We start from the raw sequence: 18,818 nt of genomic DNA, 5'->3' as shown, positions 1-18,818 counted from the left end.
CGGCGCGTGAGCTTCCGCATTCCGGGCGGCTATTTCTTACCTCTGACGATGAAGCACTCGCGGCTTGATCTTCACCTCCTCATCTGCGGTCGGGCAGGTCTCGTCGTGCCATACCCTCGCGGCCTTACCGGATGTCCGGTCGCGGAACTCGATGATGGGTACCGAGCAGTCGTCGCATAGCCGCTTTGCCTCAGCCAAGAACTCATGCTGAACTCCTGGGATGCGATAGACAATATCCTCATCAAGTCCCGCAATGAATGGGCTTCGATTGTCTCGATATGCTCGGTAAGTCATTTCTCTATTCCCTTCCGGGTTTCCTCCGAATGACGCGGCGGCGTGTGCGCCATTGTCGGCATGATATGCACAAAGTCGGGTGAATCCGAACCCCTGAGTTTCACTACCTCGCACGCAGACGCGACAAAGCCACACCGACAGCCCGAATACCTTCCCCGATACCCGAATCGCATTCTCCGCATGTCGCTCATGAATGAGACGACGACATTGCGCTCTAGTAGATCCGTACGGCGACTGTCACACGCTCTCGCGATAAATCACATGGTGGCGCATGTCCAAGACATCAGCGGGCCTACCTCGCGCACGCACACGATGCGGCTCCACACCCACCCAATGCGTAGCATTGCTGAACGTAGTCTGCGTATAGCGAGAGGCCCATGCACAGCGGTGACATACACCGTCCGACCTGCGCATGAGCCCTGCTCACCTGATTGGATATGAAGTTGCGCATTCCCATCGGCGATCAGTCGAGCTTCACCCGAACAATGATGTGATCGCCTTTGCACAGATGGCCGCAGGCATAGCGGTCAATCTGTTCTTCGAAGAATTCCGCCAACTCACGCGACTCGTACAACGTGACCGTTGGAACTCCACACCAAGCGATGAGTGCGTACGGGCCTTCACCTTGCACCCATGCAGCCCGGCGAATCGCGCACTTCATGAACGTCCGAGCTGTGCGGTGTCGTTTCTCGCACCTGTGCCGCCTGTAGATAGGCGTCGGGTCTAACTGAACTAGTGTCATTGCCTTTCCTTCCGTTCCACACCGCCCACGCGATGTGCTTCGTAGTTGTCTTCCTCGCGTACATACGCCGGTATGCGTATGCGCTGGTGCGCAGACTGCGCGCGTGTGTGCGTACGTGGGGTGTATCCAATGCAATCAATGTGATCTATGCATTAAGAACAAAGATGATAAAAACTCAGTTCACGAGTAAGACAGTTCGTGATCATTGTTTATACCTACGTCCCATAGATCGCATACGTTGCATGTTTGTTGCCCCACGCACGCGACACCGGCGCGCGCGAGTAAGGCCACCCGTCAGAGTTCGGGAATGCGCCACATGACGACGCCGCCCTTGCCGAAGCCCTTGCGGGCAGTCTCACCACCGATGCGCTTAAGTGCAGACCGGAGACGGAATTCGGTGTAACCCTTGGCTTCCGCACGTTCGAAGATCGTTGTGGCGGGTGTGGGACCGTTCAACAGCTGGTCGCTCAACCACTGGTCGATCGGGCTGCCGTCCTTGACCTTGCTCGCGATTCCGAGCAGTTGACGCCGCGTGACTTCAGCTTCTCCGTCCCACACCGCAATAGACGTACGGGCCTCTTCCCCGTCGTCCGTCTGCACGAACCGTTCTTCCGTGTGACCGAGCAGTACGGGCACATCACCCGGCGCGTTGTTGTTCTTGCCGTTCAGGAAGAAGAAGCCGTTTTCGTTGTCCGGGTCAGCGATCAGGCCGAGCGTGGCGCGGGCGACCTGTGACCACACCAACGACCCGCTGAGCAGCAATCCCATGTCGCCTTCGCTCCGCTTGTTGAAGTGGGCGATACCCAGGAACGCGCACCGGGTGTCCGCAGCAATGCGGTTGATGGGCTCGAGAGCGCGGCGCAGAATCTGCCCCTTCTCCGCATCGACGTTGTCCGGCAGCACGGAGACGATCGGGTCGAAGATGACCAGGCCAACATCGTTGTACCGCACAGCTTCACTCAGCCCGTCGTTGTCGTTGGGCAACGTCAGACGTTCGCCGTCGTTGTACTCGAAGAACAGCACGCGATCCATATCCGCGTCCGCAGCCTGAAGCCGCGGGGCGATGGTCGTTTCCCATGCGTCCTCCGTCGCGCAGATGATGACGCTCTTCGGGGTACCTCCGTAGTGCCCGTCATTCAGGACGCCTCGCGAGACCTTGGCCCCGATCCCGTACGCGACGGACGACTTGCCCGTGCCCTCACGTCCGGCGAGCAATGACAGCGCGCCCAGCGGGATACGGTCCTGCCACAGCCAGTACAGCTTTTCTGTCTTCACGCTCGAACCTCGCTTCAGTTTGAATCGCCCACCGGGCTGATAGATGCCGTCCCCATCGACCTGCCCACCGTCAGGGGATGGTGCAGGCGCGTCCTTCTTCCGAGATTTGGCCGGCGGGCGTGTATCGCCGTCCCAGCACGCAACAACCTGCTCAGGGAGACGGGCATAACCGAACTTGGCCACAGACGGTTCGTGCCCTTCGAGCACCCACAGCGCCTCGCCCTGCGTCAGCCCCTTCTCATTGCAGAGACGTACAAGCTTCTTGGTCAGCTTGTGGCGGCCTGTCCCGTCGCCTGGGTCGCGTTGCCGCCGCATCGACCGAATATCGCGAAGCTCAACGCGCCGCCAACGGTGCTGAGCGACCTCCTGAGGGACCAGCGTGGTCGGATCGGTACGTCGCCCGCGCGACGATTCGTCAAGCTCGCCATCGAGCGCCCAGCCGACCACGCTGTCGAACCGATCCACACTGAGCGGGAATCGGCGTGACCGTCCAGCCCTGCGCAGACTGACCTGTGTACGAGCCTCGGCCTTGGTGTTGAACGTGCCCATGGGGCGCAGCAATTCGCCGTCGCCGTACTTTCCGCCCGACTCGTGCCCGGTCACCCCACACGCCCGAGCGAGGCGGCGACCGCGTTCCTTGAGTTCGACGCCAGGTAGATCCTGATCGAAGTACAGATTGACGTGCAGGTGTCCCACACGCCCGCTCTCGATGAGATCGGCCCCGAGATGGTTCAACAGTTCCAGCGCATCCACAGTGACGGTGTCCAGCTCGAACGACAGCACATGGGTCGGCACTGTCTCGCCGTCCTTGCGCTGTTCGGTGTGGAACAGGGACGTGGGCACCCACACGCAACGGTTCTGGCTGTTCAGCTCGACAAGACGGTCGATCACCGCCCGGCGCTGCTTCGGCCACATCAGGAACTCGTGACGAAAGTCTTTCTGCCCCTTGGCTTGATCCTTGCTCCCGACGCAGACGAACCCGATGCGCCGCTTGTAGTTCCGGTCGAGATGATCCGCGATTGCTGTGCGGTCGATGTTCTCGGTGACTTCCTTGGTCATGGTCATTTCCGTGCTTCCTGTTCCGCGCGTCGGACGCGCTCGTCCTGTCGCCGCTTGCGTTCGCAGTACGCCCGACCGAGTGGCCCGTGTCGGCAGTCGATGTGATCGAGGTCCACGGGTGCAGGCGCGTACAGCTCGGGGAACTTGATCCGGTCCCGTGGGTCCTCCACGTCCGGCTCGTCGAACTCAGGCGCGGCTATCGGATTCGCGCAGTCCTCGGCGTGGTCGATCTCTACGGCCCAGTTACGCGGACCCTCGAGCAGATCGGCCTTACCTCCACACGCCGGACACACGAACAGCGCGACGAATTCCAGCGCCGACACTGGCGGTTCCGTCACTCCTTGCAGCGGAGGCGGCTCGTACCGGCGGCGTCTCATCCTCGCCCCGCTCCGGGGCGGTGTGGATAGATCAGGTACACCAGCACCGCAAGAGGAATAGCCGCCACATAGGCCGCACTGTTGGCCTGGTCACCCGGTACGGCGACGATGGCGAACACAACGTGATTCAGCACGGCGCACCACGTCCCAGCAGACGCCGTGAGCGCCTGGCACCGTCGTTCGCGCGTGATTCGTTGTCGGCGACGTTCGCAGACGTGAGCGGGCTCATGACGCAACGCCCAACACGCGGGCTATCGCGATGATCTCCGAACCGACGTACGAACGGCCGCCCACCTTGTACTTGTCGTCGGGATGAATCACCTTGCCGCGCTTGGTCTTCACTACACATGAGGCGCCCGGTTCTTCGTTCGACGTAGACGCCGGTGTGTGTGGACGATGCGCAGGCTCGTTCGGGTCGATGCCCAGGTACCGGAGCAACGGCGCTGTCGGCACGCGATACACAGACCCGTACTTGTGGACGGGGACCGGAAACGTCCCGTCGTGCATCCGCCCGTAGGTGGTCGTCTTGGAGAACCCGCACGCTCGGCCTGCGGTCTGCAAGTCGATCGTCGTTGACTCGGACGCGAGCTTGACCGCTTCATCTGGGGTCATCGAGCGCCCCATCTTTCCTGCCATGACCTGCACCCTTTCGTTACTCATCCGTGTGTCGATCACACGCATAACATTCGTAACACGTGGACATTCAAGTTCACAACACACATATGTGTGGTAGATTCACACACATGACATCAGCCACTACCGGCAGAATCGCAGGTGAGAACCTAAAGCGCCTTCGACTCGACAAGGGCGAGACACAGGGCGAGTGCGCACAACGCCTCACGTCGAACGGGTTGCCGTGGACGCGCGATCATGTGGCTTCACTGGAGAGCGGGCGCAAGCCATCCATCACCGTCGATGAACTCGTTCTGATGGCTTGGGCGTATCGCGTACCGCTCGCTGAGTTCTTCCAGGGCGAAGGCGATATTCAGCTATCCCCCGACGCGACGGCGACCAAGGCCACGATGCGCGATCTACTCCAAGGCCGGAGCCGTAAGCCTTCGATCGTCACCATTGACCTCTCCGAGGCAGTTGAGGACGACCCGGTATCTGACCGGATCGCCGATCGGTTGGGTGTGGAGCTGGATCAGGTAATGGAAGTCGCACAACAACTTTGGGGCCACACCGCCACCAAGGAACGCGACGAACGCCTGTTGTCCACACCGCCGAGTGATCCGAAAGCATTGCGCACCTTGCGGGCTGGCATGACCAAGCGCCTGTTGCGAGAGGTCCGTGAGCACATCCAGAAGGGCGGTGAGTGACGACACCACACGAACACGCGCACCGCATCCCGACAGGCGCTCTACGCGCCTCCTAGACACCTGAAATCAACTGAAGGACAACGACAATGACGCTGACCGCTTATCAAGACCCTGATGACCAAAGCCTGGCAATCCACAGCGAGCCGCCAAGCAGGGGGTGGTTCACCTGCGAAGAGTGCGACGCCGAAAGGCCCATGACCGCGATGATCCATGGCGAGATCATCACCGACGAGCATGGGAACCGGGTGTTCGTGGAAAGCTACACCTGCAACGAATGCGTCCACGGCAACGCCACACTGACCAGCGGCCCGACTCTCGAGACCTACGTTCTCGAATGGCTCAGTCTCGCTGAGGGAAAGCGGATCGTCTGGAAGACCGAGGACCACGGACGTACGCCGACCTCATGGTCCGGCCATTTCTACGACATCGCCCCGGGCATGGGTCCCACCAAGACGCTGTTCGTTAGCCCTAGCTCACTTCCCCACTACGCCTACGCGATCGTCAGCGACGACGTAGAGGACTTCTTTCACATGCCCGCTGGCCTCGCCTGGTCGTACTTCGAGGACTGGTTGCAGAACACCCACGGAATCCCGCTCGTCAGTCTCCGCGATGGCTACCAGTCAGCCGCCTGATCCCTCGCCGCACGAAAGAGCCCGAACATGACCACCATCCGCAAATCATCCTCCAATCCACACCGCTACATCGTCCGCAAGCCCGGCCAAGATCCGTACGTCGCGGAGTACTGCATCGGGTGCGAGGAACTGACGAAACTCGACCTCCTGCACGAAGGCGTGTGCTTCCGCTGCGCGCGGATCAAGGTCGCCTGACTCCACACCCACCTACCCCCCGATGGGCCCTGCGCGATGCGTGGGGCTCGTCGCATTTCTCCACCAAGAAAGGCCGGAACGATGGCACAAGGAACGATCACCAAGCGCTGCGGATGCACCTACGTCGATGAGGACGGCACGCGGCGTCAGCTGGGTAAGGACTGCCCAAAGCTCAAGCGCGCGGGTGGAGGCTGGTCCCCGACGCATGGCACCTGGGGCTACATCATCGGAATTACCGATGCCACGGGCAAGCGCCGTCAGCGCACACAGTTCGGATTCGAGTCCAAGCAAGACGCCGTGGATGCCCTCGACGCGCTGAAATCGAAAGCCGCTCGGGGTGTGGACATCTCGGTCCGTATCACCGTCGCGGAGTACATGGAGACTTGGCTCAAGGGCAAGGCGCACGAACTGAAGGGCAATACCCACGACCACTACACCCGGTACTCCGTGCGATGGGGGCTGTACATCGGTCGCGTGAAGTTGGATGATCTTCGCGTCCATCACCTCACCGCGGCTTTCGAGCACATCGAGGAGCGCAACGAAGAGATCCGGCGCGGCAAGATCAAGGCTCGCGTCACCGGACCGTCTGCCATGCAGCGAATGCGCGCGATGCTCCGTAGCTGCCTCAGCGATGCCCTGCGTGAGGGTCTCGTCACAGTGAACGTTGCGAAGCTCGTCAAGCTCCCATCAGGCAAGCCACCCAAGGCGCTCGTCTGGACCAAAGCGCGCGAAAAGGTTTGGCGTGACGCCATTGCCAAGCTGATCGAGGAAGGCCGCACCCCGAGGCAGGCACGACGTGAAGCGCCCACACCCTCCACGGTCATGGTCTGGCGTGCCGATCATTTGGGCGCATTCCTCGATGCCGTCGAAGGTGACCGCCTCTACGCCCTCTGGCACATCCTGGGTACCCGTGGCTTGCGTCGTGGCGAATCGCTCGGCTTGGACTGGCCGGATATCGACTGGGACAACAAGGCCGTGACGATCGAAAGTCAGTTGGTGCACAGTCCATCCGGCGTCATCGAGGACACACCCAAGTCAGACGCTGGCGACCGAACCGTAGCCCTCGGCACTGAGAATGTCTCGCTTCTCAAGACGTACCGCGCAGCGCAGAAACGCGAACAGCTGAAATGGGGCGAGGCGTACACCAAGTCCGACCGCATCTTCACCCGCGAGGATGGGCGCGACCTGGACCCGAACCAGTTCACCAAGCTGTTCAAGCGCCTTGCCGCAGCGGCTGACCTGCCACCGATCCGGCTGCACGATGTTCGCCACACCGCCGGTTCGCTCATGATCGCGTCAGGCTCTGATCCGAAGACCGTTCAGGAAACGCTCGGCCATGCCGACATGAAGCTGACGATGGAGGTCTACGTGTCCATGTTCGAGGACGTAGCCCAAACGAGCGCCGACAACGTGACCGCGTTCATCCCGAGGACGCGCAAGAGCGTCTAGGTTCGTCCGTACGCGCCCGCACGTTCGCACCGACACACACTGTCGCGCGAGTTATCCCCAGACGTTCACAGACGCGCTGAGCGCGGCATCTCCGCCGGTCAAACCCACATTCTTATGATGCGCGCATGACCACGAGCGACGACATCAAACCGGGCCGCAGATTCAAGGGCGGTGTGGAACAGGACCCGCTCAAGCGCATCATCACGGCTTTCGAAGACGCCGATTCCGAACACGCAGCACACGCGAGCCTGGGCATGTCGCCCGCCGAAGTCGTCAGCCAGTTACTCAACAGCCGGATCAGTCACAAGCAATGCGACCACCCGCGCACTACTTCCGCGATGGCGAGATGTCGCGCCGAACGCATGGCCGAGATTCGCGGGCAGGCTGTCCCTGAGCCCTCTCCCACACGCGCCCGAGGCGATCATTCCGGGTGCAGTCACTCGAACACACCTTCGGCTCGCAAGAAGTGTCGAGCACGACGAGTGGTGTCATAGTGGTGACACACCGAATCTTTGTTCGACCAGCAAAAAGGTCCCTGACACACGTTGTGCATGTCAGAGACCCTTTTAATGGAGCCGCCTGGGGGAATCGAACCCCCGACCTTTTCATTACGAGTGAAGCGCTCTACCGACTGAGCTAAGGCGGCGTGCCGTTAGGCGACGCGAGTCTATCGCGGGAACGGCCAGAACGCGAAAACGGGTGGTCAGGTGGAGCGGGCGGAGATGAGGGTGGCGACCATGGCGGCGACGGCGAAGCGGGGTTTCACGTTGAGGTCCAGGGCTTCCCGGCATGCGAGGACGGCGTCGATGCTGCGGAGCAGGCCCTCGGGGCGGACATTGGTGGCGAGATCGGTGATCTCGTCGGCCATGTCCGGGTGGGTGAGGGTGATCGCGACGCCGCGGCCGGCGAAGCGCATGGCGAGGGCGTCGCGGTACATCCCGGCGACGTCGATGAGGGCGCGGTCGAGGGCGTCGCGACCGGTGCGGGTGGCGCGGGACTTCTGGCGGCGCTCGAGTTCCTTGAGCACGCCCGCCGAACCACGGGTGGCCGAGGCCGCGCCCTTGCCGGTGCCGCCCGCGCCGAGGGCGGTGGCGAGTTCGTCGCGTTCGCGGTCGTCGCGTTCGGCGCTCATCTGCTTGGCTTCGTCGTCGGCTGATTTCACCAGCTCGTCGGCGGCGGCGTAGGCCGCGCCCGGGCGTTCGGTGGCGCTGACCAGCGCGAGCGCGCGCTGACGCCGCTTGCGCGCGTCCTCGTCGGTGGCGAGCCGACGCGCCCGGCCGACATGACCGCCGCTCACCGAGGCCGCCCAGTCGGCGGTCTTCGCGTCGAGTTGATCCCGCTCGCGCAGGACCTGCGCGATGGCGGGGACGGTCGGGGTCACCAGGTGCACGTGCCTGCATCGCGAACGCAAGGTGACAGAGATGTCCTCCGGATCGACGGTCGGCGCGCACAGCAGGAACACGGTGCGGTCCGGCGGCTCCTCGACGACCTTGAGCAGGGCGTTGGCCGCGCCTTCGGTGAGCCGGTCGGCATCCTCGACCACCACGATCTGCCAGCGGCCGGTGCTCGGCCGCCGGGACGCGATCTGCACGATCGCGCGCATCTCCTTGGTGCTGATGCTCAAGCCCTCGGGGATGATCCGGCGCACGTCACCGTGTGTACCGGCCATCGTGGTCGTGCACGCATGGCATCGACCACATCCGACGGTGTCGGGGTCGGTGCATTGCAGGGCAGCGGCGAAGCACAGCGCGGCGACCGACCGACCGGAGCCGGGCGGACCTGTGAACAGCCACGAATGCGTCATCGCCCCGGTCACGACACCCGCGCGGGCCGCCGTCGCGGCAGCCGTCAGTTCGGCCTCGACCACGTCCTGGCCGACCAGTCGATCGAAGACACCTGCCACGCGCTACACCCTAGCCGCGAGGTCCGACATCGATCCGGACGGCTGGACCGCCGCGCCCCGGACCTTCTCCCGCCCACCAGCCTCGCGCCCGATCCTGCACCGCCGTGCCGAGGCGGCCGAGGTGCGCGCCCGCGGCGAGCCGGCCAGCCACCGCCGAGTGAGCGGCGCCTCGTCCGTACCCGCTCGGTGTGTCAGTCCGCCTCGGTACCAGCGGTTTTCGCTGCCGCCTTCTTCGCGGGCGCCTTCTTGGCGGCCGTCTTCTTCGCCGCGGTCTTCTTGGCGACCGTCTTCGTGGCCGTCTTGGTCGCGGTGGACTTGGCCGCGGTCTTCTTCGCCGGCGCCTTCTTGGCGGCCTTCTTCGCGGTCGTCTTCTTCGCCGCCTTCTTCACCGGACCACGGGCCCGGCGATCGGCGAGCAGCTCGGAGGCGCGCTCGTCGGTGATCGACTCGACCTCGTCGCCCTTACGCAGGCTCGCGTTGGTCTCACCGTCGGTGACGTACGGACCGAACCGGCCGTCCTTGATCACCATCGGCTTGCCCGTGGCGGAGTCGTTGCCCAGTTCACGCAGCGCCGCCGCGCTCGCCGCCTGCCGACCACGCCGCTTCGGCTCGGCGTAGAGCTTCAGCGCCTCGTCGAGGGTGACGGAGAACAGCTGGTCCTCGGTCGCCAGCGAGCGCGAATCGGTGCCCTTCTTCAGGTAGGGCCCGTACCGGCCGTTCTGCGCGGTGATCTCCTCGCCCGAGGTCGGGTCGTTGCCGACCACGCGCGGCAGCGAGAGCAGCTTGAGCGCGTCGTCGAGGGTGATCGTCGCCAGGTCCATCGACTTGAACAGCGAGCCGGTGCGCGGCTTGACCTCGGCCGCCTTCTTGGTGGTCTTCTTCGCCGGTGGTGTCGCGGCCGGGTCCGGTGCGGGCGGCTCGGGCAGCACCTCGGTGACGTACGGGCCGAAACGGCCTTCCTTGGCGACGATCTCGTGCCCCGACACCGGGTCGACGCCGAGCGAACGGCCCTCCTGCGGCGTCGAGAACAGCTTCTCGGCGACCTCTCGCGTCAGTTCGTCCGGTGGCAGATCGTCGGGCAGGTTCGCCCGCTGTGACACCGGATCACCGTCCGGGTCATCGGGATTGACGATCATCCGCTCGAGGTACGGACCGAACCGGCCGACGCGGACCACGACATCGCGGCCCTGTTCATCGACGAACATCTTGATCGAGTTCACTTCGCGGGCGTCGATGTCGTCGAGCTGCTCGCCGACCATCTTCTTGAGACCACCCGAGCGCGCCACCGAACCCTCGGCGCCGTGATCGCCACCGAAGTAGAAGCTGGACAACCAGTTTCCGCGCTGCTCCCGGCCACCGGCGATCGCGTCGAGGTCGTCCTCCATCGCGGCGGTGAAGTCGAAGTCGACCAGTCGCCCGAAGTAGGCCTCGAGCAGGCCGACCACCGCGAACGCCACCCACGACGGCACCAGCGCGCTGCCGCGCTTGTAGACGTAGCCGCGATCGAGAATCGTCTTGATGATCGAGGAGTACGTCGACGGGCGGCCGATGCCGAGCTCTTCGAGCGTCTTGATCAGCGACGCTTCGGTGTAGCGCGCGGGCGGGTTGGTGCTGTGCCCGTCCGGGGTGAGCTCGACGGCGGTGACGCCCTGGCCCTCTTCCAATGCGGGCAAACGGGATTCGGCGTCGTCGGACTGGCCGCCCGCTTCCTCGTCGACACTCTCGACGTAGGCCTTGAGGAAGCCGGGGAAGGTGATCGTGCGGCCCGAGGAGGAGAACACGCACTCCTCGCCGGTCCGGGCGGTGCCGGTGATCCGCAGCGTCAGCGTGGTGCCGCGCGCGTCGGCCATCTGCGAGGCGACGGTGCGCTGCCAGATCAGCTCGTAGAGCCGGAACTCGTCCTGGTCGACCTTGGCGGCCAGCTGGCCCGGGGTCATGAACGTGTCACCGGACGGGCGGATCGCCTCGTGTGCTTCCTGCGCGTTCTTGACCTTGCGGGTGTACTGGCGCGGCGTCGGCGAGACGTACTCCGCGCCGTAGAGCTGCGTGGCCTGCGAACGCGCGGCGGCGATGGCCGACTCCGACAGCGTGGTCGAGTCGGTTCGCATGTAGGTGATGTAGCCGTTCTCGTACAGCCGCTGCGCCACCCGCATCGTGCGCTCGGAGGTGAAGCGCAGCTTGCGCCCCGCTTCCTGCTGCAGCGTCGAGGTCATGAACGGCGGATACGGCTTGCGCGAGTACGGCTTGGCCTCGGCGGAGGAGACGACCAGATCGGCACCGTCGAGCGCCTCGGCCAGCCGGTTCGCGTATGCCTCGTCCAGCACGACGACACCGGTGGCCGACTTGAGCTGACCGTCGGAACCGAAGTCGCGACCGGAGGCGACCCGGTCGCCCTCGACCTGGACCAGGCGCGCGCCGAACGTGCGCGGGTTGGTCGCATCGGACTTCTCGTCGACGCCGGCGTCGAGCTTGGCGGCGATATCCCAGTACTCGGCGGAGCGGAACGCCATGCGCTCACGCTCACGCCGCACGATGACGCGGGTGGCAACGGATTGCACGCGGCCCGCCGACAGGCGCGGCATGACCTTCTTCCACAGCACCGGACTGACTTCGTAGCCGTAGAGGCGGTCCAGGATGCGGCGGGTTTCCTGCGCGTCGACCAGGTCGTTGTCGAGTTCGCGGGTGTCGGCGGCGGCCGCGAGGATGGCCGGCTCGGTGATCTCGTGGAAGACCATCCGGCGGACCGGGACCTTCGGCTTGAGCGTCTCGAGCAGGTGCCAGGCGATCGCCTCGCCCTCGCGGTCGGGGTCGGTGGCGAGGTAGAGCTCGTCGGCGTCGGCCAGCAGGCTCTTGAGCTCGGAGACCTTGGCCTTCTTATCCGGGCTGACGACATAGATCGGCTCGAAGTCGTGATCGACGTCGACACCGAGGCGCGCCCAGGACTGCCCCTTGTATTTGGCCGGCACGTCGGCGGCGCCGCGCGGCAAGTCGCGGATGTGGCCCACCGAGGCCTCGACCGTGTAGTTGCGGCCGAGGTAGGGCGCGATCTTGCGGGCCTTCGTCGGGGACTCGACGATCACGAGACGACGCAGGGGACGCCCCTGGTCGGCTGAACTGCGGTCTCGTGTTGCCACCGGCGAACACCTTCCTTCTATATCCGCGCGTCGGGAGGTCCGCTCGGTGCGCGGCTGGGGCAGACGGCGCGACGTACGGACATCGCCACCAGTGACGTTTATACCTTGCGCACTTGGGTAGCTGCGTCCACGGCGGCTGGCGCCGCGGGTTTCCGGCCTGCTCGGCCCGGATCACTTCTGGGCGACCTTACCCCTGAAATGGCTCGTCCCCCACCTCCGCATAGGAGGTGGGGGACGGGGGTTGATTCGATTCGCAGCTCAGGAGAGCGCGCGAACGCCGGTGGCCTGCGGGCCCTTGGTGCCCTGGCCGACCTCGAACTCGACCTTCTGGTTCTCCTCGAGGGTACGGAAGCCCGTGCCCTGGATCTCCGAGTAGTGGACGAAGACGTCAGCGGAGCCGTCCTCGGGCGCGATGAAGCCGAACCCCTTCTCCGCGTTGAACCACTTCACAGTTCCCTGTGCCATTCTGTTCCTTCTCTTTCTTACCGGAACGGCGGACAACTGGGTTCGTCCACCGGGTCCGTTCCGACCGCTGTACTGTTGGTCCCCCTGCAAGGAAAGCCTGAGCACGGCGTTCGCAACATCGATCCTGCTGATGGTTTGGACTTTCGATCCGTCCCTCGAACACAGAAGCTTGCGACCGAGACCCAGTGAACCATGTCCACGAGCAATTCAACAGTCGAGTTACCGACAATTTGCAAAATTCTTGATCTTGCGAATGCGCAGGTGAGGGAGAGATTGGGTAAATCCGTACTTCCAGTCTGTTTGCTTCACGATAACCGGGTGAGCTTCCAGCAAACCTGCTGTGACCCAGGTCGCTATTGGGTTACGAAATCGCAGGTAGCGCTCACCGCACACACACGTTTCACACTTCCGGCGTGGCGCGAGAGGGCTATGGGATGAATCCGGCAGAGCGGACCGAGGTCCAGCCGACCGCTACGGGCGAAAGCTACGGGCGATCGTTGCTGAATCGTGTCCTGGTCGAGGCTGCGTCCGGCGGCAACCCGCTGACCCACGTCGCCGAGCTGCCCGCCCGGCCGGCACGGACCACCGAGTGGCCGGAATGGGTACCGTCCGCACTGATCACGGCGCTGGACGCGGCCGGGATCGAGCGCCCGTGGGAGCACCAGACCCGAACCGCCGAGCTGGCGGCGGCCGGAAAACACGTCGTCGTCAGCACCGGGACCGCGTCCGGGAAATCTCTCGGCTACCTTCTGCCGGTTCTCACGGCGCTGCACGACGATCCGCGGGCGACCGCGCTGTACCTGTCCCCCACCAAGGCGCTCGGCGCCGATCAGCTGCGCGCGGTCGGTGGGCTGATCCACGACAACCCCCTGCGTGAGGCCCATCCAGCGAGCTACGACGGCGACACACCCGCCGAGATCAGGCAGTGGGTGCGGGCCAATGCCCGATGGATCTTCACCAATCCCGACATGCTGCACGTCGGGATGCTGCGTTCCCATCAGCGGTGGGCGCGCGTACTGCGCAATCTTCGCTATGTGGTGGTCGACGAATGCCACTCCTACCGGGGCGTGTTCGGTTCGCACGTCGCCCTGGTGCTGCGCAGGCTGCGCCGGCTCGCCGCGTTCTACGGCGCCGACCCGGTGTTCATCCTGTGCTCGGCCACCAGCGCCGACCCCGGCGCGTCGGCGAGCAGGCTGATCGGGGCGCCGGTCGCCGCGGTCACCGAGGACGCCTCACCGCACGGTGCCAGGACCGTCGCCCTGTGGGAACCGCCGCTGAGCACGGCGGTGACCGGCGAGAACGGCGCGCCCGTGCGCCGCACCGCGACCGGCGAGGCCGCCAAGATCATGGCGAGCCTGGTGGCCGAGGGTGCCAGGACACTCACCTTCGTCCGCTCCCGCCGAGGCGCCGAACTGATCGCGCTCGATGCCCGCCGCGTCCTCGCCGAACGGGCCCCTGAGCTGCAGGAACGGGTCGCCGCCTATCGCGCCGGGTACCTGGCCGAGGACCGCCGCGAGCTGGAACGGTCACTCTCGGAGGGCACACTGCTCGGCACGGCCAGCACCAACGCGCTCGAACTCGGTGTCGATATCGCGGGCCTGGACGCCGTGGTCATCGCGGGTTTCCCCGGCACCGTCGCCTCGTTCTGGCAGCAGGCCGGGCGAGCGGGCCGACGGCTGCAGGGCTCGCTCGTCGTCCTGGTCGCCACCGACGATCCGCTCGACACCTACCTGGTCCACCACCCGGACGCGCTGCTCGACCGGCCGATCGAGGCCACCATCACCGACCCGTACAACCCCTATGTCCTCGGACCACAACTGCTGTGCGCGGCCATGGAACTACCGCTCACCGACGCCGAGGTGACCGTGCTCAGGGCCGATGCCGTGCTCGCCGACCTCGCCGAACAGGGATTGATCCGGCACCGTCCCGGCCCCCGCGGCGCACCGGGACGGTGGCACGTCACCGCGCACACCCATCCACACGACGCTGTGGACGTGCGTGGCGGGCTCGGCACGCCGGTGGCCATCGTCGACGCCGAATCCGGGCGCCTGCTCGGTACCGCCGACGCGGGCCGGGCGCCGGCGACCCTGCACAACGGCGCCGTACACCTGCACCAGGGTGAGACCTATCTGGTCGACGAACTCGACCTCGACGGCGGCGTCGCCTTCGTCAACGAGGTGGACCCCGGCTTCACCACCAGCGCGCGCCAGGTCACCTCCATCACCATCGAAGCGGTGCTCGATGAGCGCGTCTTCGGTGCCGTCACCACCGCATCCGCGCAGGTCGCGGTCACTAATCAGGTCGTCGGCTACCTCCGCACGCTGGTCACCGGCGAGGTGCTCGACCAGGTGGAGCTCGACCTGCCCGCCCAGACTCTGCACACCAAGGCCGTCCTCTATACCGTCACGCCCCGGCTGCTCGCCGCCGCCGGAATCTCCGACGACGAGCTCCCCGGGGCGCTGCACGCCGCCGAACACGCCGCGATCGGCCTGCTGCCGCTGGTCGCCGGCTGCGACCGCTGGGACATCGGTGGCGTATCGATCGCCGAGCATCCCGATACCGGTGCACCGACCGTGTTCGTTTACGACGGGCAACCCGGCGGCGCGGGCTTCGCCGAGCGAGGATTCGCCCAACTGGCCGACTGGCTGGCCGCCACGCTCAGCGTCATCCGCAGTTGCGGATGCCAGGACGGGTGCCCCTCCTGTGTGCAGTCACCCAAGTGCGGCAACGGGAACAGCCCGCTGGACAAGGGCGCGGCGGCCCGGCTCCTGGTCGCCGTACTGGGCGAGCTGCGGGCTCACCCAGGCACGGCGGCGGATTCGTAATACCGCCGCGCCGGGGACGTGACCGGCGCTACACCTCACCGCATGGTCGCTGGTCGCTCGACCATTTTTGCGTTGACCAGCGACGACGCCGCCAGGACCCACCCTATCCCGAATAAAAAGGATAACTCTTCTGTTAACTGACTCATTGCCGACATGCGCACAAGAGTAAGCCGCATCATTATTTTCGTTTAGTTCTCTCCTCATAAAAGAATGCGCATGAAATTCAGGGAATAGGGCTCGGCGGAATTGTGGATTAGTTCGGCGCGGAACAACCACCGACCAGTGATAACACTTCTGTGTCACCCACTCTCATCCACCGGCCCAGCACGTGCGGCAGCCGCGATCGTGCGCACGCCGACCACTCCGAATGACGCATTCGCCTCCACCGCGACCACGACATCCCACTGCTCGGCCACACACCGCGCCACTCGCACACCCATCCTTCGTGCGACCTCCGTGGCCTCGGCACACGCTGCCTCGGCTCCTTCGGCCAGCACGCTCGCCGCGCCGAGCGCACCGAGGTCGGCCGCCGCCTGCGCCCGATGCCGGATCACCACCGCCACACCCACCTGACCGATCACCATGGTCAGCGCGATCAGCGCGGCGAGCGCAGTGCACGCGAACACCGTCGCCCCGCCGGCATCCCCGGCGAGCCACCGTGCCCGCGCGCCGGTCATCGACCGACTCCCGGCTCGGTGATCGCGACCGCCTCGGCACGCAATCGCAGACCGGGCAGCAGCGCGGTACCCGCGGTGACCACGGCCACCACGTGTTCACCGTCACCACGGACCTCGACTGTCGCATCGGGCGGCGCGACGGTCCGAGCCGCTGTGACCGCGCGCGCCGCGTCGCCGCGAGCCGCCAACCTCGCTGCCTCGCGTGCCGCGTCGACACAACGCACCTGGGTCGACGCGGCCAGCAGGGCTCCGATGCACAGCACCACCGCGCACACCAGTGCGGCGAGAGCGATGGCGGCCTCGACCGTCACCGCACCCGCGTCGCCACCGAGACTACCTGTGCCGCAACGTTTTACACACTCGTGTTGAGCGCCTTGTCGATGATCTGGGTCAGCGCGTTGACGATGCTGTCGCCCGTCACCACCCCGTAGAGCACCGCACCGAACGCCGCGGCCGCGATGGTGCCGATCGCGTACTCCGCGGTGGACATGCCGTCGTCGTCGATCAGCAGGCGCGTGATCCGCGTCCGCGCTCCTATATATACGGCGCGTACGAACGTCATCGTGATCCCCTCTCCTTCCACACCACACGGCCGATCCGCGTGGTGACGATTCGTCGGCCCCATCGAGGCCGGTCACAACAGGCCGCCGTCGCCGATGACCCGATCCGCCAGGCCGATCACGACCGGGACGATGCCGAGGCAGACGAAGGCAGGCAGGAAACACAGCCCGAGCGGCCCACCGATCAGCACGCCCGCCCGTTCCGCCCGTGCAACAGCGGCGTCCTCGACCGCCTCGCGTCGCTGGTCCGCCAGCTCACCGACGGCAGCCGCGAGGGAGGAGCCGGAGCGGGCGGAGCGCCGCGCCAACCTCGCCAGTGATTCGACCTCGTCCGCGCCGGCCGACCCGACCGCGTCCGCCGCGGCCCGCTCCCACGCCGTTGCGGCATCCGCACCGAGAGCCAGCAGATCGGCAGCCCGGAGCAGCGCGGCCCGCAGTACCGGTGGCGCTGTCCCCGCACTGGCCCGCGCGGCCGCGGCCACCGGCAACCCCGCCCGGAGACACGCCGCCAGCAGATCGAAAGCCGACGCCGACCCCAGCGGATCGGCCTTCGCCTTCCCTCGCCCCACCTCCGGCACCGCCGTCGGCGCCCGCCCGAGCGCGCGCACCCGCCGACTCACCGCCACCCGTCCCGGCAGCAGCGCCACTGCCATCGCGGCTACCAGCAGCGCAGTAGGTGGTAGCGGCGCTTCCAAGTAGTACACAGCAGTCCCTCCCACGCCGTTTTCGGAATCGTCCAGAGTTGAAGTGCACCGAACACGCACGCCAGCAATGCATTACGCAGTAGTTCCGGGCGTGCCCGGCGGGGTCCGGATGCGGCGACCTGTCGAGTCGCTGGACCAGGCTCGGCCGGGTCGCACTGTTGTCGCGAGCGATCTCACGGGTTGGGCTGTTCGGCTCAGGCCAGGTACACCACTCGGTGTCTGGCCCGCTTCCTGCCGCATCGAGGACCGCCCCCCACTCCCGATCTCGCCGTCCTCGGCACCGCCACCGAGACCCGACCGAGCTCACCTGCCCCGCCGACAGCCGACGGATCGGGTCTGGCGCGCGGTGCGATTCCACCGTTCGACGATCCGGGCATGGCGACCAGTTCTCGCGGAGGTGCGGCAATCGATGCCTCTGATAGCGGACCGGAGGCAGGGCGATCATGCGGTTCCCCGGCGGGTGATCACATCTGTCCACAGCAATCCACAGCAGGCCAGGCCGGCGCCGAGTGGCAGAAGCAGTTCGCCGGCGGCGGAGCCGAACAGCACCGACAGTGGTGACGCGCCCATCAGCTGGCCGAGGCCGATGCCGACCAGGGGTAGACCGGCCAGAACAGTGGCCGAGGCGCGAGCCCCCGCGAGGGCTGCCTCGGTGCGGTCGCGGAAGCGGATGCGCCCCAGGAGGTCGGTCCTGGCCGCGGCCAACAGCTCGGCCAGGGCGAGGCCGTGCTCTTCGGCCACCCGCCAGGCGGTGGCGACCCGCGACAATTCCTCGGCGACCGGCGACTCCGGGTGCAGCCAGCCGTCGGCCCCGGAGCCGCCGAGCCGGCTACGCCCCGCGCTGATCGCCAGCACCCGGGCCGCTTCCCCCCGGGACTCCGCGGCCGCGGCTTCGGCGGCGGCACTCGGATGCGCGCCGACCCGCAGTTCACCGACGACCACCTCGAGCCCGGCCAGGAGATGGCCGCACTCCGCTCGGCGAATACGCTCACCACGACCGCGCCGATTCCGCACCGCGACGGTGACGCCCACTATCAGCACCGCCAGTCCCGTGCCGACCCCCAGTGCGAATGCCATGCACCCCACACCGATTCCCACACCCGACCCCACCGGCATCCGTCGCGCCACACGCGCACCGCCCGCGTCGAACAACCGCCGAAAGCGCCGCCGATCGCCCGCAGCGGGAAGCATCAGCACCGCCACCGCGC

At 65.9% G+C, this 18,818-nt stretch carries 17 protein-coding genes and 1 tRNA gene; 6 read left to right on the top strand and 12 right to left on the bottom strand.

Annotation, left to right across the window (positions count from 1 at the left end; all coding sequences use genetic code 11):
- Window positions 1-1,330: 1,330 nt before the first annotated feature.
- The 3 genes from NV348_RS18145 to NV348_RS18135 form a co-directional block, all read right to left on the bottom strand.
- Window positions 1,331-3,376, bottom strand: a complete 2,046-nt coding sequence (locus NV348_RS18145; RefSeq protein WP_447147950.1) for an AAA family ATPase — start codon at window positions 3,374-3,376, stop codon at window positions 1,331-1,333.
- Entirely contained in the window at window positions 3,373-3,708 is a 336-nt protein-coding gene (locus NV348_RS18140; RefSeq protein ID WP_447147949.1) for a hypothetical protein, read from the bottom strand. The genes NV348_RS18145 and NV348_RS18140 overlap by 4 nt, the downstream gene beginning before the upstream one ends.
- Before the next feature lie 264 nt (window positions 3,709-3,972).
- A complete protein-coding gene (locus NV348_RS18135) occupies window positions 3,973-4,383 on the bottom strand; it encodes a hypothetical protein (protein ID WP_447147948.1) in 411 nt (136 codons plus the stop codon).
- Between the two features lie 107 nt (window positions 4,384-4,490).
- On the opposite strand from NV348_RS18135, the gene NV348_RS18130 reads away from it, so the two are divergent.
- The 5 genes from NV348_RS18130 to NV348_RS18110 all read left to right on the top strand — a co-directional run bounded on the left by NV348_RS18130 (window position 4,491) and on the right by NV348_RS18110 (window position 7,836).
- On the top strand, window positions 4,491-5,066 hold the full coding sequence (locus NV348_RS18130) for a helix-turn-helix domain-containing protein (RefSeq protein ID WP_447147947.1): 576 nt from the start codon (window positions 4,491-4,493) through the stop codon (window positions 5,064-5,066).
- 86 nt (window positions 5,067-5,152) lie between these two features.
- Window positions 5,153-5,698 (top strand): hypothetical protein, encoded by a 546-nt coding sequence (locus NV348_RS18125; protein ID WP_447147946.1) that lies wholly within the window; start codon window positions 5,153-5,155, stop codon window positions 5,696-5,698.
- A 27-nt stretch (window positions 5,699-5,725) separates the two neighbouring features.
- The gene (locus NV348_RS18120; protein WP_447147945.1) at window positions 5,726-5,893 is read left to right on the top strand and encodes a hypothetical protein; all 168 of its coding nucleotides are present in this window, start codon (window positions 5,726-5,728) and stop codon (window positions 5,891-5,893) included.
- An 81-nt stretch (window positions 5,894-5,974) separates the two neighbouring features.
- Window positions 5,975-7,342 (top strand): tyrosine-type recombinase/integrase, encoded by a 1,368-nt coding sequence (locus tag NV348_RS18115; RefSeq protein WP_447147944.1) that lies wholly within the window; start codon window positions 5,975-5,977, stop codon window positions 7,340-7,342.
- A gap of 125 nt (window positions 7,343-7,467) precedes the next feature.
- Window positions 7,468-7,836, top strand: a complete 369-nt coding sequence (locus tag NV348_RS18110) for a hypothetical protein (protein WP_447147943.1) — start codon at window positions 7,468-7,470, stop codon at window positions 7,834-7,836.
- 76 nt (window positions 7,837-7,912) lie between these two features.
- Here NV348_RS18110 and NV348_RS18105 read toward each other — a convergent pair.
- From NV348_RS18105 to NV348_RS18090, 4 genes are all read right to left on the bottom strand, one after another.
- Window positions 7,913-7,988: transfer RNA gene (locus tag NV348_RS18105), tRNA-Thr, on the bottom strand.
- Window positions 7,989-8,045: 57 nt separating this feature from the next.
- Window positions 8,046-9,245, bottom strand: a complete 1,200-nt coding sequence (locus NV348_RS18100; RefSeq protein ID WP_447147942.1) for a DNA polymerase III subunit delta' — start codon at window positions 9,243-9,245, stop codon at window positions 8,046-8,048.
- Window positions 9,246-9,436: 191 nt separating this feature from the next.
- The gene (gene topA, locus NV348_RS18095) at window positions 9,437-12,379 is read right to left on the bottom strand and encodes a type I DNA topoisomerase (RefSeq protein WP_447147941.1); all 2,943 of its coding nucleotides are present in this window, start codon (window positions 12,377-12,379) and stop codon (window positions 9,437-9,439) included.
- A gap of 258 nt (window positions 12,380-12,637) precedes the next feature.
- Window positions 12,638-12,844, bottom strand: coding sequence for a cold-shock protein (locus NV348_RS18090; protein WP_019044597.1), 207 nt, complete (start codon window positions 12,842-12,844; stop codon window positions 12,638-12,640).
- A gap of 434 nt (window positions 12,845-13,278) precedes the next feature.
- Here NV348_RS18090 and NV348_RS18085 point away from each other — a divergent pair, with 434 nt between their 5' ends.
- Window positions 13,279-15,669 (top strand): DEAD/DEAH box helicase, encoded by a 2,391-nt coding sequence (locus tag NV348_RS18085; RefSeq protein ID WP_447147940.1) that lies wholly within the window; start codon window positions 13,279-13,281, stop codon window positions 15,667-15,669.
- Window positions 15,670-15,968: 299 nt separating this feature from the next.
- On the opposite strand, the gene NV348_RS18080 is transcribed toward NV348_RS18085, so the two are convergent.
- The 5 genes from NV348_RS18080 to NV348_RS18060 all read right to left on the bottom strand — a co-directional run bounded on the left by NV348_RS18080 (window position 15,969) and on the right by NV348_RS18060 (window position 18,687).
- Window positions 15,969-16,346 (bottom strand): Rv3654c family TadE-like protein, encoded by a 378-nt coding sequence (locus NV348_RS18080; protein WP_447147939.1) that lies wholly within the window; start codon window positions 16,344-16,346, stop codon window positions 15,969-15,971.
- Entirely contained in the window at window positions 16,343-16,657 is a 315-nt protein-coding gene (locus NV348_RS18075) for a TadE family type IV pilus minor pilin (protein ID WP_447147938.1), read from the bottom strand. The genes NV348_RS18080 and NV348_RS18075 overlap by 4 nt, the downstream gene beginning before the upstream one ends.
- A 41-nt stretch (window positions 16,658-16,698) precedes the next feature.
- Window positions 16,699-16,908 (bottom strand): DUF4244 domain-containing protein, encoded by a 210-nt coding sequence (locus NV348_RS18070; RefSeq protein WP_447147937.1) that lies wholly within the window; start codon window positions 16,906-16,908, stop codon window positions 16,699-16,701.
- Window positions 16,909-16,980: 72 nt separating this feature from the next.
- On the bottom strand, window positions 16,981-17,559 hold the full coding sequence (locus NV348_RS18065; RefSeq protein WP_447151078.1) for a type II secretion system F family protein: 579 nt from the start codon (window positions 17,557-17,559) through the stop codon (window positions 16,981-16,983).
- Window positions 17,560-18,051: 492 nt separating this feature from the next.
- Window positions 18,052-18,687, bottom strand: a complete 636-nt coding sequence (locus NV348_RS18060; RefSeq protein ID WP_447147936.1) for a type II secretion system F family protein — start codon at window positions 18,685-18,687, stop codon at window positions 18,052-18,054.
- Window positions 18,688-18,818 lie beyond the last annotated feature (131 nt).

Source organism: Nocardia fodinahabitans (assembly GCF_052983615.1).
This window is presented reverse-complemented; position numbering and strand designations above follow the sequence as displayed.